Raw genomic sequence first — 13,136 nt, 5'->3', positions numbered from 1 at the left:
TCGAACGGATGGAGCGCAACCGTCTGGAAGTGGCCGATGCCAGCGTGCAGGCCTCGATCCAGTCGGTTCTGGAACATGTCGGCCAGGAGATCGAAGAAACCCTCAAGGCCATCGACGACCACATCGACAACGACCCGGACCTGCGAGGCAAGCGCGACCTGCTGACCAGCATCGACGGAGTCGCCGACAAGACCGCCGCCCTGCTCCTGGCGGAGCTGGGCGACCCGCTGCGCTTTGCCAACAGCCGCGCCATCACCGCCTTTGCCGGGCTCAATCCACGGCTGCGGGAGTCCGGGAGCTACCGGGGGCAGACACGCATCTCCAAGATGGGCTCATCGCGCCTGAGGGCCGGGCTGTACATGCCTGCGATCAGCGCCCTGACCTACAACGAAGCGATCAGAGCCATGGGCGAACGGCTAAGGGAGCGGGGCAAGACCGGCAAGCAGATCGTCTGCGCAGCGATGCGCAAGCTGCTGAACATCGCCTATGGCGTCTTGAAATCGGGCCAGCCGTTTGATGCCAAACTGGCCCTTGCGCACTAGAAATCAAGACGGTATCTACGAACGGTGGCTCGGGGATCGATGCGGTTCGCCGAGCTCACCGCATCCTACGAACGGCACTCGGCACGGTCATGACGGTGGATCGGTGATCGCGATCCCCTACGAAGCGGGGCATGGCGGCAAACGTAGGATGGGCTGAGCTGTGCGAAGCCCATCATTGCCCAGGCGCCGGGTTCGATGCGGAGCGCCGTAGCCCGGGCTTCAGCCCGGGAAGCGCCGGGGAACCGGGATCAGCCGAAGAACCAGTAGCACACGCCGATGGAGGCCAGCACCCCAGCGAAGTCCGCCAGCAGGGCGCAGCCCACGGCGTGGCGGGCGCGCTGGATGCCGACGGCGCCGAAGTACACGGCGAGCACGTAGAAGGTGGTCTCGGTGCTGCCCTGTACGGTGGCGGCGACCAGGGCGGGGAAGCTGTCCACCCCCTGGCTCTGCATGGTCTCGATGAGCATGGCCCGCGCGGCGCTGCCGGAGAACGGCTTGACCAGCGCGGTGGGCAGGGCGTCGACGAAGCGGGTGTCCCAGCCGGCCCATTCCACCAGGCTGCGGATGCCGTCCAGGCCGAACTCCAGGGCGCCCGAGGCGCGCAGCACGCCGACGGCGCAGAGCATCGCCACCAGGTAGGGCAACAGGCCCTTGGCCACGTCGAAGCCTTCCTTGGCGCCGTCCACGAAGGCTTCGTAGACCGGCACCTTTTTCAAGGCCCCGGCGAGCAGGAAGACCAGGATCAGCCCGAACAGCACCAGGTTGCCCAACAGCGAGGACAGCGCCGCCAGGGCGGTGGCGGAGAGCCCGGCGAGCACCGCCATGAAGGCGCCCAGCAGCAGCGCGCCGGGCACCAGGTAGGCCAGCACCACCGGGTCCCACAGGCGTAGGCGCTGCATCACGGCAACGCTCAGCAAGCCCACCAGGGACGAGGCGGTGGTGGCCAGCAGGATGGGCAGGAACACCAGGGTCGGGTCGCTGGCGCCCTGCTGGGCGCGGTACATGAAGATCGTCACCGGCAGCAGGGTCAGGGACGAGGCGTTGAGCACCAGGAACAGGATCTGCGCGTTGCTCGCCACGGTGGCGCTGGGGTTGAGTTCCTGCAGGGCCTTCATGGCCTTGAGGCCGATGGGGGTGGCGGCGTTGTCCAGGCCCAGGCCGTTGGCGGCGAAGTTGAGGGTGATCAGCCCCAGCGCCGGGTGCCCGGCCGGCACCTCGGGCATCAGCCGGCGGAACAGCGGCCCCAGCAGCCAGGCCAGGCGTTCCACCAGCCCGGCGCGCTCGGCGATGCGCAGGAAGCCGAGCCAGAGGGTGAGGGTACCGAACAGCAGCACCATGACCTCCACCGAGAGCTTGGCCATGGCGAACAGGCTCTCCACCATGGCCGCCCAGACGCCGGGATCGCCGCCGATCCAGCGTGCCGCTGCGGCGGTTGCCGCCACCAGGAAGAAGCCGAGCCAGAGGCCGTTGAGCATGGGGAATGTCCCTCGAATCCGATGGGGGCGGATGATAGCGGCGGGCATCGGGGCGGCGCCAGGACGACCGCCGGGCGGGCGGATGGGCGCGTGCGGCCCGGGGGTCTAGGCTCCATGGGGTTTCCCAACCCGATGAGGACAGGCGGATGAAGAAGATCCTGGTGCTGTATTACTCCATGTATGGCCACATCGAGCGCCTCGCCGAGGCGGTGGCCGAAGGGGCCCGCAGCGTGCCCGGTGTGGAGGTGACCCTGAAGCGGGTGGCCGAGACCATGCCGGAAGACATCGCACGCAAGGCCGGGGCGAAGCTGGACCAGGCCGCGCCGGTGGCCTCGCCCCAGGAGCTGGCGGACTACGACGCCATCCTGTTCGGCACGCCGACGCGCTTCGGCAACATGGCCGGGCAGATGCGCACCTTCCTCGACCAGACCGGCGGCCTGTGGGCCAAGGGCGCGCTGGTGGGCAAGCTGGGCAGCGTGTTCACCTCCACCGGCACCGGGGGCGGCTCGGAGACCACCATCACCTCGTTCTGGCACACCCTGGCGCACCACGGGATGCTGATCAGCGGGCTGCCCTACGCGGCCCCGGAGCTGACCGACATCAGCGAGGTGCGCGGCGGCTCGCCCTACGGGGCGGCGACCATCGCCGGGGCGGACGGCTCGCGCACGCCGAGTGCCAAGGAGCTGGCCCTGGCGCGCTTCCAGGGCGCCCATGTGGCGAAGCTGGCGGCGCGCATGAGCTGACCCCGGAATGAGCCGCGCCGGGCGTCCCGTGTGGAACGCCCGGCGTCGGTTTCGCCTGACCCGGCCCGCCTGTGCGGAGGTACCCCCTGTACCCCTAGGTCATGCCGCTCCTGTCGACGCGGAACAACCCGGCCCCCTGGTCATGTGGCCCCGCCTGCGGGGCCTGTGGTCTGAATGCTCAGTACCAGTTCGGATCACGCCGGAGCTCGGCGTCGAGGATCGCCTTCTGGGCCTCGTCCGGCTCGCCCAGCCAGCGCAGGCTGGCGTGGCGGCTGGGCGATTTGTCCGCCGGCAGGCCCGGCGGGACCTGCACCAGCAGGGCGTAGGCGTCCTCCTTGTCCCAGCTGAAGGCCACCAGCAGCTTCTGGTGGGCGCAGTCGGCGCTGTCGCACAGCTGGCCCACCAGGTACTTGTCGCCATCCTCGTTGACCGCCTGCATGGGCGTGGCGGTGCCGCTGAGGTTCATCACCCATTCGGGCAGGCGGCTTTCGTCCTCCACCAGGTCCTGCCACGTCTCGCGGTACTGCGGGTCGGTGCCCAGCAGTTCGTTGAGGCGGTACTCGGCGTCGGTGTCGGCGGCCAGCGCCGTGCTGCCGGCGAGGCCGAGCAGCAGGGCGGCGCAGAGTGGGCGCAGCATGCGCATCGGGCCTCCCTAGCCGCGGCGGCGGCCGAAGATGAACGAGACGATGAACAGCACCAGGAACAGCACGAAGAGGATCTTCGCGATGCCTGCGGCGGTGCCGGCGATACCGCCGAAGCCCAGGACAGCGGCGACGATGGCGATGACGAGGAAGGTAAGGGCCCAACTGAGCATGGTGAGTTCTCCTGCGTGGTAGGTAGGTTCAGCGCGCCAGGCCGAGGCCGAGGTCGCGCTGTGCACCGAACGAGGCGGAGGCTTCGTCCTGGGGCGTGTGGGGATCCGGGGTGTCGAGGTCGAGGTCGCTGAGGTAATGGCTTTCCAGCAGCGCGTTGCCCATCGCCAGGGCGCTGGCCAGGGCCAGCAGGCTGAGGGTGAGCAGGGCGGCGAATACGAGGGCCAGGGTCCACATGGTCGTGCTCCTTGGGGTCAGAACACCCAGCGCGGTTGCTGCGTCGGTTCGAGGAAGCGCTGTTGCGCCACGGTGTGCAGGTCGTCCGCCGGCGCGGTGGCCGGGCGCTGGTCCGCCGCCGGCGTGGGCACCACTTCGATGTGGGCGGGCAATGCGGGCAGGTGTTCGCGGGCCTTGAGGGCGCTGCGCAGCTGGTGTTCCACCAGCATCAGCAGGAACACCGCGAAGGCGACCAGCAGGCCTTTGCCGATGAGCGCGAGACGGGGTTGTGGACGGTTCATGCCGGTTCTCCTCCCTGCACAGGTGGCGGACGGGGCCGCCTCAGGCCATGGACTGCTTGAGGCTGCGCATGCGGTCGTGGCAGGCGCGGACCTTGGGCATTTCCACCGCGATCAGCTCGCGGACCTTGGGCTCGGCGGTCTCCAGGGCATCCTCGAAGGCGTGCAGGATGCGGTCCTCGGCCTGCTCCAGCTGGCCGACGTAGGCGGCGTACTCGTCCTTGGCCAGGGCGGCGCGGGTGTCGGCATAGACCTGGCGCAGGGTGCCCATGAGGGTGCCGCCGGTGGAGGGCGTCTCGTGGTTGGCGGCGACGCGCACGGTGAGCGCCTGGATGACCTCGGTCTTGGCGCTGGCCATCTCGCGGAACAGGCTCTGCAGGTTGGGGTCGCGGACTTCTTCGATGGCGTGCTGGTAGAAGCGCTCGCCGTCGCGGGTGATCTCGATCAGTTCATTCAGTTGTGCGGTGGTGCTGGTCATCTTCCGTTCTCCTGGTCCGAGCGATTCCGGACGCTCTCGGCAGGAGATTTCGCAAGCGTTGTGCCAGGTTTTGAAAAAGTCGTTTTTCCTTTTAAAACAGTCAGTTAGCCTCGCTCCGAAAATACCGCCTGCATGCAGGCTGCAATCCGTGTAAGAAATCATCTTGCAACTTGCACGATCTTTCCTGGACTAAGCACCAGACGGCCACCTAGGCCCCCTACGCGTCCCGCCCCGATGGCGGGGTACGCGCCCTCGAACAACGACACGACACAGCGGAGCAAGAACATGGCATCGGCAACGGAAACCCGCGGACGCATCCTGCTGGTGGATGACGAATCGGCGATCCTGCGCACCTTCCGGTACTGCCTGGAGGACGAGGGCTACAGCGTGGCCACCGCCAGCAGCGCGGCGCAGGCGGAGGCGATCCTGCAGCGGCAGGTGTTCGACCTGTGCTTCCTCGACCTGCGCCTGGGCGAGGACAACGGCCTGGACGTGCTGGCACAGATGCGCGTGCAGGCGCCGTGGATGCGGGTGGTGATCGTCACCGCGCATTCGGCGGTGGACACGGCGGTGGACGCCATGCAGGCCGGCGCGGCGGATTACCTGGTCAAGCCCTGCAGCCCTGACCAGCTGCGCCTGTCGGCGGCCAAGCAGCTGGAAGTGCGCCAGCTGACCGCGCGCCTGGAAGCCCTGGAGGGCGAGGTGCGCAAGCCCGGTGACGGCCTGGACTCCCAGAGCCCGGCGATGATGGCGGTGCTGGAAACGGCCCGGCAGGTGGCCAACACCGACGCCAACATCCTCATCCTCGGCGAGTCGGGCACCGGCAAGGGCGAGCTGGCCCGCGCCATCCACGGCTGGAGCAAGCGGGCGAAGAAGGCCTGCGTGACCATCAACTGCCCGTCGCTGTCGGCGGAGCTGATGGAGAGCGAGCTGTTCGGCCACACCCGTGGCGCCTTCACCGGGGCCAGCGAGAGCACCCTGGGTCGGGTCAGCCAGGCCGACGGCGGCACGCTTTTCCTCGACGAGATCGGCGACTTTCCCCTCACGTTGCAGCCCAAGTTGTTGCGCTTCATCCAGGACAAGGAATACGAGCGGGTGGGCGATGCGGTGACCCGCCGTGCCGATGTGCGCATCCTCGCCGCCACCAACCTCAACCTGGACGAGATGGTCCGCGAGGGGCGCTTCCGCGAAGACCTGCTCTACCGCCTGAACGTGATCACCCTGCACCTGCCGCCGCTGCGCGAGCGCACCGAGGACCTGCTGGGCCTGGCCGAGCGCTTCCTCGCGCGCTTCGTGAAGGACTACGCGCGGCCGGCCCGGGGCTTCAGCGAGGCAGCGCGGGAGGCGCTGCTGAACTACGCCTGGCCGGGCAACGTGCGCGAGCTGCGCAACGTCATCGAGCGCGCCAGCATCATCTGCGGCCAGGAGCTGGTGGATGTCGGCAACCTCGGCCTGAGCGAGGCGCCGAGCGCCAACAACGCCCCGCGCATCGGCGCCGCCATGAGCCTGGAGGACCTGGAAAAGGCCCACATCGCGGCGGTGCTGGCCACCAGCGACACCCTGGACCAGGCGGCCCGGACGCTCGGCATCGACGCCTCCACGCTGTACCGGAAGCGCAAGCAGTACGGCCTATGAGGTTCCCGATGAAGCTGCGCACGCGGCTGTTCCTCAGCATCTCCGCACTGATCACCGTGGCCCTGCTGGGGCTGTTGCTGGGGGTGACCAGCGTGATGCAGCTGGCGCGCTCCCAGGAGCAGCTGATCGCCTACAACTTCGCCACCATCGACCAGGGCGAGAAGATGCGCCGCCAGCTGGGCGACCAGCTGGTGCTGATCACCGCGCCACACACCGACGCGGCGAAGCTGCATGCCTCCCAGCAGCAGTTCCGCAAGGTGCTGGAAGAGGGCCTGATGAACGCCCGGGACGAAGCCACCCGGGAGGGCTTCCGGGCCATCGCCGAGCGCTTCGCGCGCTTCGTCGAGGTGTCTGCCGTGGCGGCGGAACAGGACCAGCGGCCGATGGACGACGAGGCCTTCAGCGAGGCCCTGAACGCCACCCGCAACGCGATGATGGAGCTGCAGCGCCATGCGCTGGACAGCGTGTCGGCCTCCGAGCGCTACACCCGCGAGCGGGCGGTGCTGGTGGCCGGGCTGCTGGGCCTGCTGGCCCTGGCGGTGCTGCTGATCGGGGTGGTGACCGCCCACGGCATCGCGCGGCGCTTCGGCGCGCCCATCGAGGCGCTGGCGCGGGCGGCGGACCGCATCGGCCAGGGCGATTTCCAGGTCACCCTGCCGCTCTCCTCGGTGAGCGAGATGGCCTCCCTGAGCCGGCGCTTCGGGCTGATGGCGGAGGCCCTGCGGCAGCTGAAGGAGACCAACATCGAGAAGATGCTGGCCGAGCAGCGGCGGCTGAAGGCGGTGCTGGACAGCATCGACGACGGCTTGCTGATCCTCGACCGCGATGGCCGCATCGAGCATGCCAACCCGGTGGCGCAGCGCCAGCTGGCCTGGGACACCGAGCAGCTGGGCCAGCCGCTGAGCCGCGCCCTGGCGGTGCCGGCGCTGGAAGAGACCACCCGGCGGGTGCTGGCCGGCCAGGCGCTGGACCAGGTGCACCCGGACCTGGACATCCTCGCCGAGGGCGAGCACCGCCTGCTGAGCTGGCGGCTGACCCCGGTGAGCCTGGACGATGCGCGGGTGATGGGCGCGGTGATGGTGCTGCGCGACGTGACCGAGCAGCGTGCCTTCGAGCGGGTGCGCAACGAGTTCGTGCTGCGCGCCTCCCATGAGTTGCGTACGCCGGTGACCGGCATGCAGATGGCCTTCGGCCTGCTGCGCGAGCGGGTGAAGGTGGCGCCGGACTCCCGCGAGGCGGACCTGCTGCAGACGGTGGACGAGGAGATGCAGCGCCTGGTGCGGCTGATCAACGACCTGCTGCACTTCTCCCGCTACCAGAACGGCATGCAGACCCTGACCCTGGCGCCCTGCGATCTGGACGAGCTGCTCGGCGGGGTGCGCGAGCGCTTCCTGGCCCAGGCAGAGGAACGGCAGGTGGCCATCGAGCTGGACCTGCAGGGCCCGCTGCCCCGGGTGCCGGTGGACCGGCCGCAGCTGGAACGGGTGCTGGACAACCTGATGAGCAACGCCCTGCGCCACGCCCCCCGCGACGGGCGCATCCGCCTGCAGTCACGCCGCCACGGCGAGCGGGTGATCCTCAGCGTGGAGGACAACGGCGACGGCGTGCCCTACAGCCAGCAGGCGCGCATCTTCGAGCCCTTCGTGCAGCTGGGGCACAACCCCGGCGGCGTGGGCCTGGGGCTGGCGCTGTGCAAGGAGATCGTGCGGCTGCACGGCGGGCGCATCGGCATCTATTCGCGCCCCGGCGAGGGGGCGCAGTTCTACCTGACGCTGCCGGTGTAGAAGCGGCGCTCAGCGCGCGCCGCGGTTGAGTACCAGCAGCAGGGCGGCGGTCTCGGCGTCCGGCTGGCCGTCGTAGCGGCTCGGGCGGTACTTCATCTGGAAGGCGGCGATGACGTTGCGGGTGGCTTCGTCCAGCTGGCCGTTGCGTGGCACGGCGTAGCCCTGGCGCTCCAGCTGCATCTGGAACCAGTCCACGGTGGGCAGGGCGGTGGCGAAGCGCACCTGTTCCTCGGCCACGGCGCGGTCGTCCGGCCAGGGCACCAGGCCGGCGTCGGCCAGGCGCTTCCAGGGGAACAGCGGGCCCGGGTCGACCTTGCGCTGGGGAGCGATGTCGCTGTGGCCGATGATGCTGCCCGGAGGCAGGCCGTGGCGCTTGACCAGGTCCTTGAGGAGCGGGATGAGGGCGTTGATCTGGCCCTCGCCGAAGGGCTCCCATTCCAGCCCGTGGCCGGTCTGCCGGTAGCCTTCGTTGACCAGTTCGATGCCGATGGTGCTGGCGTTCAGCCAGGTGCGCCCCTGCCATTCGCTCTGCCCGGCGTGCCAGGCGCGGCGGTCCTCGCCCACCAGCTGGTAGACAGTGGGCGGCTGGGCGCCGATCAGGTAGTGGGCGCTGACGTCGCCTTCGGTCAGCAGGTGCAGGGAGTTGGCCAGGTTGGTGGAGGTGTAGTGCAGGACGATGTACTGCACCCGGCTGTTCTGGTTCTGCGAGGGGTGGCTGCGGTCGATCTGCAGGCCGTCATGGGCGCAGCCACCGAGCAGGGTCAGGCACAGGCCGAGGGGGAGGAGTCGTTTCATGGGCGGATATGCAACACGCTTTGCAGGTTGTCCAGGAGCATGTCGACGCTGAGCATGATCAGCAACATGCCGGTGAGGCGCTCGACGGCCATGAGGCCGCGCTGGCCGAGGAAGCGCTGGAGGAAGGCGGCCTGCAGGAGGATCACGGCGGTGCAGGCCCAGGCCAGGATCACGGCGATGTACAGCTCCCACAGCTGGCCCTGGTGGGTGTTGCGCAGGGTCATCAGCACGGCGAGGGCGGAGGGGCCGGCCACCGCCGGGGTGGCCAGGGGCACCAGCATCGGTTCGCCGCCGGGCAGGTCGCCGAGCACGCCTTCGGGCCGGGGGAAGATCAGCCGCAGGGCGATGATGAAGAGGATGATACCGCCGGCGATGGCGATGGCCTCGCGGGACAGGCCCAGGCCGCTGAGGATGTTCTCGCCGAAGGTGAGGAACAGCAGCAGCAGGCCGAGGGCAAACACCAGCTCGCGCAGGGCGACCTTGAGGCGCCGCTCGGGGGCGACGTTCTTCAGGGCGGCGATGAAGATGGCGATGTTCCCGAAGGGGTCGGTGACCAGGAAGATCAGCACCGCGATTCCGAGGATGTCCATGAGCGCTCCTGTGCGGGATACGGAATGGTAGGAGGGTGGGCCGGGTGCCGTCGAGCGGCACCCGGCGAGGCGTCAGAAGCGGTAGCGCAGGGTGCCGCGCAGGGCGCGCTGGTCGCCCGGCAAGGGCAGCAGGCGGTCGTCGCCCTGGCCCAGGCCGCCGCTCTGCTGCAGGTACTGCAGGCCGAGCAGCAGCTCGCGCTCGCGGGAGAAGAAGTAGTCGCCGGCATCGAAGCTGAGTTGCGGGCTGAAGCCGAAGCCGGCCGCTCGCGAGCCTTCGCTGCCGGCCCAGTCGAGGCCGCCATCCAGCAGCCATTCGCTGTCGCCGATGCCGAAGGCATACAGCCAGGTGCCGCTGAGCTGGGCGGTGCGGCCCGGTTCGCGGGCGTCGTCCCGGGGCAGCAGCGCCAGGTCCAGCAGCTCCAGCTCCGGCGCGGCGACGATCAGGCTCAGCCCGCTCAGGGCCAGGTGCTCGGCACTGCTGGCGTGCCAGCCGAGGCCTGTGCTGGCCAGGGGCGCGCGCGGGGCCTCGTTGCCAGGGCGGACGAAACTCTCTCCGGCGGAATAGGGCAGGGTGGTGAACGCCAGGTTGCTGTCCATCAGCGGCAGCAGGGATTCGGCAGGCGCCTGGGCGGAGCACAGGCCCAGGGCCAGCGCGCCCAGCCAGCAGGCGGCGCGGTGGAAGGATGCACGCATCGAAAGGCTCCGGTGAGGATGACGGCCCCCCGTTCATCGCGGGGGTGCCAGGCAAGGGGGCGCGATTATACGCAGCCGCCCGGCGTGCGTCCGGCCCTTCCGGACGGCACTGTTCAACGACCGGAAATTGCCTATAACGTGTACAGACACAAGGACAACCCGGGAAACGGACCTGCCCAATGAGGACCCTCGCCATGCGTCGCCTGCTCTGGTTCAAACAGGACCTGCGACTCGACGACCACCCGGCCGTGCAGGCCGCCCTGGGCGCCGAGCGCGTGTTGCCGCTGTACGTCTTCGACCCGACCCTGCTGCGCCCCGGCCCCCTCGGCACCCGCCCGATGGGCGTGCACCGCATGCGCTTCCTGCTGGAAAGCCTGGCAGCGCTGGACGGCGAGCTGCGCCACCGCGGCTCACGCCTGCTGGTGGTGCAGGGCGTGGCGTCCCAGGTGATCCCGGCGCTGGTGGACCACCTGCAGCTGGACGAGGTGCTGACCCTGGACGAGGTGGCACCGGCGGCGCGGACGCTGATCGAGGAGACCCGCCAGGCCCTGGCCGGCGTGCCGCTGACCACCTTCGCCGGCGATACGCTGTTGCGCCGGGAGGAGCTGCCGGCGCCGGTGGAGGCCCTGCCGGCGGTGTTCAGCCAGTTCCGCGACCAAGTGCAGCAACGCCTCAGCGTGTTCCAGCCGCGCTCGGCCCCGGCCGCCCTGCCCCCGACGCCGGAACCGGCGGACCGGCTGTTCGAGCCGCTGCCGAGCCTGTCCCGCCTGGGCCTGGGGGAGCCCCTGGCCCATGTGAACAGCACCTTCCCCTTCGCCGGCGGCGAACCGGCGGCCCTGGCCCGGGTGCGCGACTACCTGTGGGAAGGGCGCGGGGTCCGCGACTACGAGACCACCCGCTACGGCCTGACCGGAACCGAATACTCCTCCAAGTTCTCCCCCTGGCTGGCCAACGGCTGCCTGTCGGCGCGCCGGGTGGTGGCAGAGCTGCGCCGCCACGAGGCGCAGTACGGCGCCAATGCCTCGACCCGCCTGCTGTGGGAACAGGTGCTGTGGCGCGACTTCTTCCGCTGGACGCTGCTGCGCCACGGCGAGGCGCTGTTCCAGCCCGGCGGCGTGCGCGCCACGGCGCGGGCACCGCAGAACCTGGACGCGCGCTTCGAGGCCTGGTGCCACGGGCGCACCGGCCTGCCCCTAGTGGATGCGGCCATGCGCGAGCTGGCGACCACGGGCTTTCTCGCCCACCGCCTGCGCCAGGTGGTGGCCAGCTACCTGGTCAGCGACCTGCAGCAGGACTGGCGCCATGGCGCGGCCTGGTTCGAGGAGCACCTGCTGGACCACGACCCGGCGAGCAACTGGGGCAACTGGGCCTACCTGGCCGGGGTGGCGAGCGATCCGCAGCGCAGCCAGGCGTTCAATGCCCTGCGCCAGGCACGCCACCTGGACCCGGAGGCGGAGTACGTGAGCCTGTGGCTGCCGGAGCTGCGGGCGGTGCCGCGCAACCTGCGGCATACGCCCTTCGTGCTGTCGCGCCTGCAGCTGGATGCGCTGGACTACCCGCGCCTGGAGCAGGTGCCGGAGGCGTGGAAGCCCTACCTGACGAGCGCCGCGTAGGCGGCGCTCAACCCAGTTCGATGCGGTTGCGGCCGCCGCGCTTGGCCCGGTAGAGGGCCTGGTCGGCCCGTTCGAAGGCGGCCGCGTCGCTTTCTCCCTGCGCGAAGGACACCAGCCCGCCCGAGAGGGTGATGGTCACCGGCTCGCCCTTGAAGTGGAACGGGCACTGCTCGATGCCGGCACGCAGGTTGTCCAGCAGCTGGCGGCCGCCGTCGAGCTGGGTGGCGGGGATCAGCAGGACGAACTCCTCGCCACCGAAGCGGGCGATGAAGTCGGTCTTGCGCAGGCGCTTGGCGATCTCGCCGGCGATCAGCTTGAGCACCTTGTCGCCGGCCAGGTGGCCGTAGTTGTCGTTGATCCGCTTGAAGTGGTCGATGTCCAGCACGCCCAGCAGCAGCTCGCCGCCGTAACGCTTCCAGCGGGCCACCTCCAGCTCCAGGCGTTCGCTCCAGGCGGCGCGGTTGGGCAGGCCGGTAAGGGTGTCGCGCAGGGCTTTCTGGCGCTGCTCTTCGAGGTGGTCGCGGAAGGTGTTGGCTTCCTGCTCCATGGTGGACACGCGCTCGATGAGGCTCTGCAGGCGCCCGCTGACCTCGGCCTCGCGCACTTCGCGCTCGCGCTGGAAGCTGTTCATGGTGCTGAGCAGGCCTTCGAGGCGCTGTTCGACTGCGCGCTTGAGGTCGTCCAGGTCGGTGGCCTCCTGCACGCTGCTCTGCAAGCCGCTGACCTGCTCGCGCAGCTGGTCGTCGAGCTGGCGGGCGTTCTGCAGCTCGTCGTTGTAGCCCTGGTGGGCGCTGGTGAGGGTGGCGACGAAGGCCGCCAGGCGCTCGTTGAGCTGCTGCAGGTAGCCGGCGAATTCGCGGTGGCCGTTGTCGGTGATGGCCAGCACCAGCACGGCGAGGTCATCCAGCACGGGGACCAGTTCGTACCAGTTGAGGTTGCCTTCCAGGCGACGCCGCAGGTCTTCGGCCTGGGGCTTGTGGCGCTCGGGCAGCTCCAGCTCGTCCAGCAGGCTGCGCAGGCTGGCGGCGACGTGGGGGGCGACCGCGCTGTAGCCGGGCTCGGGGGCGGGCGGCAGCTCGTAGGCCGGGTCCCCTTCGCCGGTGATCAGGCTGTGGGGCATGGGCAGGCTGTCCAGGCCCGGGCGGGGTTCATCCGCAGCGGCTACGGACCGGACGGCGGACGCGGGCGCTGCCTCGGGCGTGGCCGGGCTGGGCGCGAGGGCGACCGGGGCGGCAGCGGGCGGGGCATCCGGCGCTGGCGCGCTGGGGGCGACGACGTCTGCTGCCGGCTCGGGAGCGCTCGACGGGGCTGCGGTACTGGTTGCAGGTGCAGGTGCAGGTGCAGGTGCAGCAGGCTCGGGGACGATGGGCGCGGGCGCAACCGGCTCGGGCTGAGCGGCGCTCACCGACTCGGACGCCGGAGCGGGCGTCGGAACCTCGGCGGTTTCGACGCCCGCTCCGG

At 70.0% G+C, this 13,136-nt stretch carries 15 protein-coding genes; 5 read left to right on the top strand and 10 right to left on the bottom strand.

Annotation, left to right across the window (positions count from 1 at the left end):
- Positions 1–542 (top strand): IS110 family transposase (locus tag SZ55_RS12750; RefSeq protein WP_044406261.1); only part of this gene is annotated, 542 nt, incomplete at its 5' end.
- A gap of 248 nt (positions 543–790) precedes the next feature.
- Here SZ55_RS12750 and SZ55_RS12745 read toward each other — a convergent pair.
- Positions 791–2,017 (bottom strand): nucleoside recognition domain-containing protein, encoded by a 1,227-nt coding sequence (locus tag SZ55_RS12745; protein ID WP_044406258.1) that lies wholly within the window; start codon positions 2,015–2,017, stop codon positions 791–793.
- Positions 2,018–2,163: 146 nt separating this feature from the next.
- On the opposite strand from SZ55_RS12745, the gene wrbA reads away from it, so the two are divergent.
- The gene (gene wrbA / locus SZ55_RS12740; RefSeq protein WP_044406255.1) at positions 2,164–2,760 is read left to right on the top strand and encodes an NAD(P)H:quinone oxidoreductase; all 597 of its coding nucleotides are present in this window, start codon (positions 2,164–2,166) and stop codon (positions 2,758–2,760) included.
- A gap of 178 nt (positions 2,761–2,938) precedes the next feature.
- Here the strand turns inward: wrbA and SZ55_RS12735 are convergent, their stop codons facing one another.
- Genes SZ55_RS12735 through SZ55_RS12715 form a run of 5 tightly spaced genes read right to left on the bottom strand, consistent with a single transcriptional unit; the run spans position 2,939 to position 4,565 of the window.
- The gene (locus SZ55_RS12735; RefSeq protein ID WP_044406252.1) at positions 2,939–3,403 is read right to left on the bottom strand and encodes an inhibitor of vertebrate lysozyme family protein; all 465 of its coding nucleotides are present in this window, start codon (positions 3,401–3,403) and stop codon (positions 2,939–2,941) included.
- 9 nt (positions 3,404–3,412) lie between these two features.
- On the bottom strand, positions 3,413–3,574 hold the full coding sequence (locus tag SZ55_RS27420) for a DUF1328 domain-containing protein (RefSeq protein WP_044406249.1): 162 nt from the start codon (positions 3,572–3,574) through the stop codon (positions 3,413–3,415).
- Positions 3,575–3,602: 28 nt separating this feature from the next.
- Positions 3,603–3,809 (bottom strand): hypothetical protein, encoded by a 207-nt coding sequence (locus tag SZ55_RS12725; RefSeq protein ID WP_044406246.1) that lies wholly within the window; start codon positions 3,807–3,809, stop codon positions 3,603–3,605.
- A 17-nt stretch (positions 3,810–3,826) separates the two neighbouring features.
- A complete protein-coding gene (locus tag SZ55_RS12720) occupies positions 3,827–4,090 on the bottom strand; it encodes a hypothetical protein (RefSeq protein ID WP_044406243.1) in 264 nt (87 codons plus the stop codon).
- Between the two features lie 40 nt (positions 4,091–4,130).
- Positions 4,131–4,565 carry a ferritin-like domain-containing protein gene (locus SZ55_RS12715; protein WP_044406241.1) on the bottom strand — a complete coding sequence of 145 codons (435 nt, stop codon included), beginning with the start codon at positions 4,563–4,565 and terminating at the stop codon, positions 4,131–4,133.
- Between the two features lie 285 nt (positions 4,566–4,850).
- Here SZ55_RS12715 and algB point away from each other — a divergent pair, with 285 nt between their 5' ends.
- Together algB and SZ55_RS12705 are read left to right on the top strand one after the other, a co-directional pair.
- Positions 4,851–6,200, top strand: a complete 1,350-nt coding sequence (algB, locus tag SZ55_RS12710; protein ID WP_044406239.1) for a sigma-54-dependent response regulator transcription factor AlgB — start codon at positions 4,851–4,853, stop codon at positions 6,198–6,200.
- Positions 6,197–7,984: a KinB sensor domain-containing domain gene (locus SZ55_RS12705; protein ID WP_044406237.1), complete on the top strand. Its 1,788-nt coding sequence runs from the start codon at positions 6,197–6,199 to the stop codon at positions 7,982–7,984. Before algB ends, SZ55_RS12705 begins: the two co-directional genes overlap by 4 nt.
- Before the next feature lie 9 nt (positions 7,985–7,993).
- Here SZ55_RS12705 and SZ55_RS12700 read toward each other — a convergent pair whose 3' ends face one another.
- From SZ55_RS12700 to SZ55_RS12690, 3 genes are all read right to left on the bottom strand, one after another.
- Entirely contained in the window at positions 7,994–8,779 is a 786-nt protein-coding gene (locus SZ55_RS12700) for an N-acetylmuramoyl-L-alanine amidase (protein WP_044406234.1), read from the bottom strand.
- Complete coding sequence (locus SZ55_RS12695; protein WP_044406231.1) at positions 8,776–9,369, bottom strand: MarC family protein; 594 nt, start codon at positions 9,367–9,369, stop codon at positions 8,776–8,778. The genes SZ55_RS12700 and SZ55_RS12695 overlap by 4 nt, the downstream gene beginning before the upstream one ends.
- Positions 9,370–9,441: 72 nt before the next feature.
- Positions 9,442–10,062 (bottom strand): hypothetical protein, encoded by a 621-nt coding sequence (locus SZ55_RS12690; protein WP_044406228.1) that lies wholly within the window; start codon positions 10,060–10,062, stop codon positions 9,442–9,444.
- 194 nt (positions 10,063–10,256) lie between these two features.
- Here SZ55_RS12690 and SZ55_RS12685 point away from each other — a divergent pair, with 194 nt between their 5' ends.
- Positions 10,257–11,675: a DASH family cryptochrome gene (locus SZ55_RS12685; protein WP_044406225.1), complete on the top strand. Its 1,419-nt coding sequence runs from the start codon at positions 10,257–10,259 to the stop codon at positions 11,673–11,675.
- Positions 11,676–11,682: 7 nt separating this feature from the next.
- On the opposite strand, the gene SZ55_RS12680 is transcribed toward SZ55_RS12685, so the two are convergent.
- The coding region (locus SZ55_RS12680) for a GGDEF domain-containing protein (protein WP_044406222.1) at positions 11,683–13,136 on the bottom strand (1,454 nt) is incomplete at its 5' end.

Source organism: Pseudomonas sp. FeS53a (genome assembly GCF_000931385.1).
In the GTDB taxonomy this organism is placed as follows: Bacteria; Pseudomonadota; Gammaproteobacteria; order Pseudomonadales; family Pseudomonadaceae; genus Metapseudomonas; species Metapseudomonas otitidis.
The sequence above is the reverse complement of the archived record's forward strand: the minus strand, read 5'-3'. Positions and strand labels throughout refer to the sequence as shown.

Bases quoted from the DNA above. Each gene is read 5' to 3' on its own strand.
- algB (WP_044406239.1), top strand. From the start codon at position 4,851: ATGGCATCGGCAACGGAAACCCGCGGACGCATCCTGCTGGTGGATGAC.
- SZ55_RS12685 (WP_044406225.1), top strand. From the start codon at position 10,257: ATGCGTCGCCTGCTCTGGTTCAAACAGGACCTGCGACTCGACGACCAC.
- SZ55_RS12720 (WP_044406243.1), bottom strand. From the start codon at position 4,090: ATGAACCGTCCACAACCCCGTCTCGCGCTCATCGGCAAAGGCCTGCTG.
- SZ55_RS12745 (WP_044406258.1), bottom strand. From the start codon at position 2,017: ATGCTCAACGGCCTCTGGCTCGGCTTCTTCCTGGTGGCGGCAACCGCC.
- SZ55_RS12725 (WP_044406246.1), bottom strand. From the start codon at position 3,809: ATGTGGACCCTGGCCCTCGTATTCGCCGCCCTGCTCACCCTCAGCCTG.
- SZ55_RS12695 (WP_044406231.1), bottom strand. From the start codon at position 9,369: ATGGACATCCTCGGAATCGCGGTGCTGATCTTCCTGGTCACCGACCCC.
- SZ55_RS12705 (WP_044406237.1), top strand. From the start codon at position 6,197: ATGAGGTTCCCGATGAAGCTGCGCACGCGGCTGTTCCTCAGCATCTCC.
- wrbA (WP_044406255.1), top strand. From the start codon at position 2,164: ATGAAGAAGATCCTGGTGCTGTATTACTCCATGTATGGCCACATCGAG.
- SZ55_RS12700 (WP_044406234.1), bottom strand. From the start codon at position 8,779: ATGAAACGACTCCTCCCCCTCGGCCTGTGCCTGACCCTGCTCGGTGGC.
- SZ55_RS12715 (WP_044406241.1), bottom strand. From the start codon at position 4,565: ATGACCAGCACCACCGCACAACTGAATGAACTGATCGAGATCACCCGC.
- SZ55_RS27420 (WP_044406249.1), bottom strand. From the start codon at position 3,574: ATGCTCAGTTGGGCCCTTACCTTCCTCGTCATCGCCATCGTCGCCGCT.
- SZ55_RS12735 (WP_044406252.1), bottom strand. From the start codon at position 3,403: ATGCGCATGCTGCGCCCACTCTGCGCCGCCCTGCTGCTCGGCCTCGCC.
- SZ55_RS12690 (WP_044406228.1), bottom strand. From the start codon at position 10,062: ATGCGTGCATCCTTCCACCGCGCCGCCTGCTGGCTGGGCGCGCTGGCC.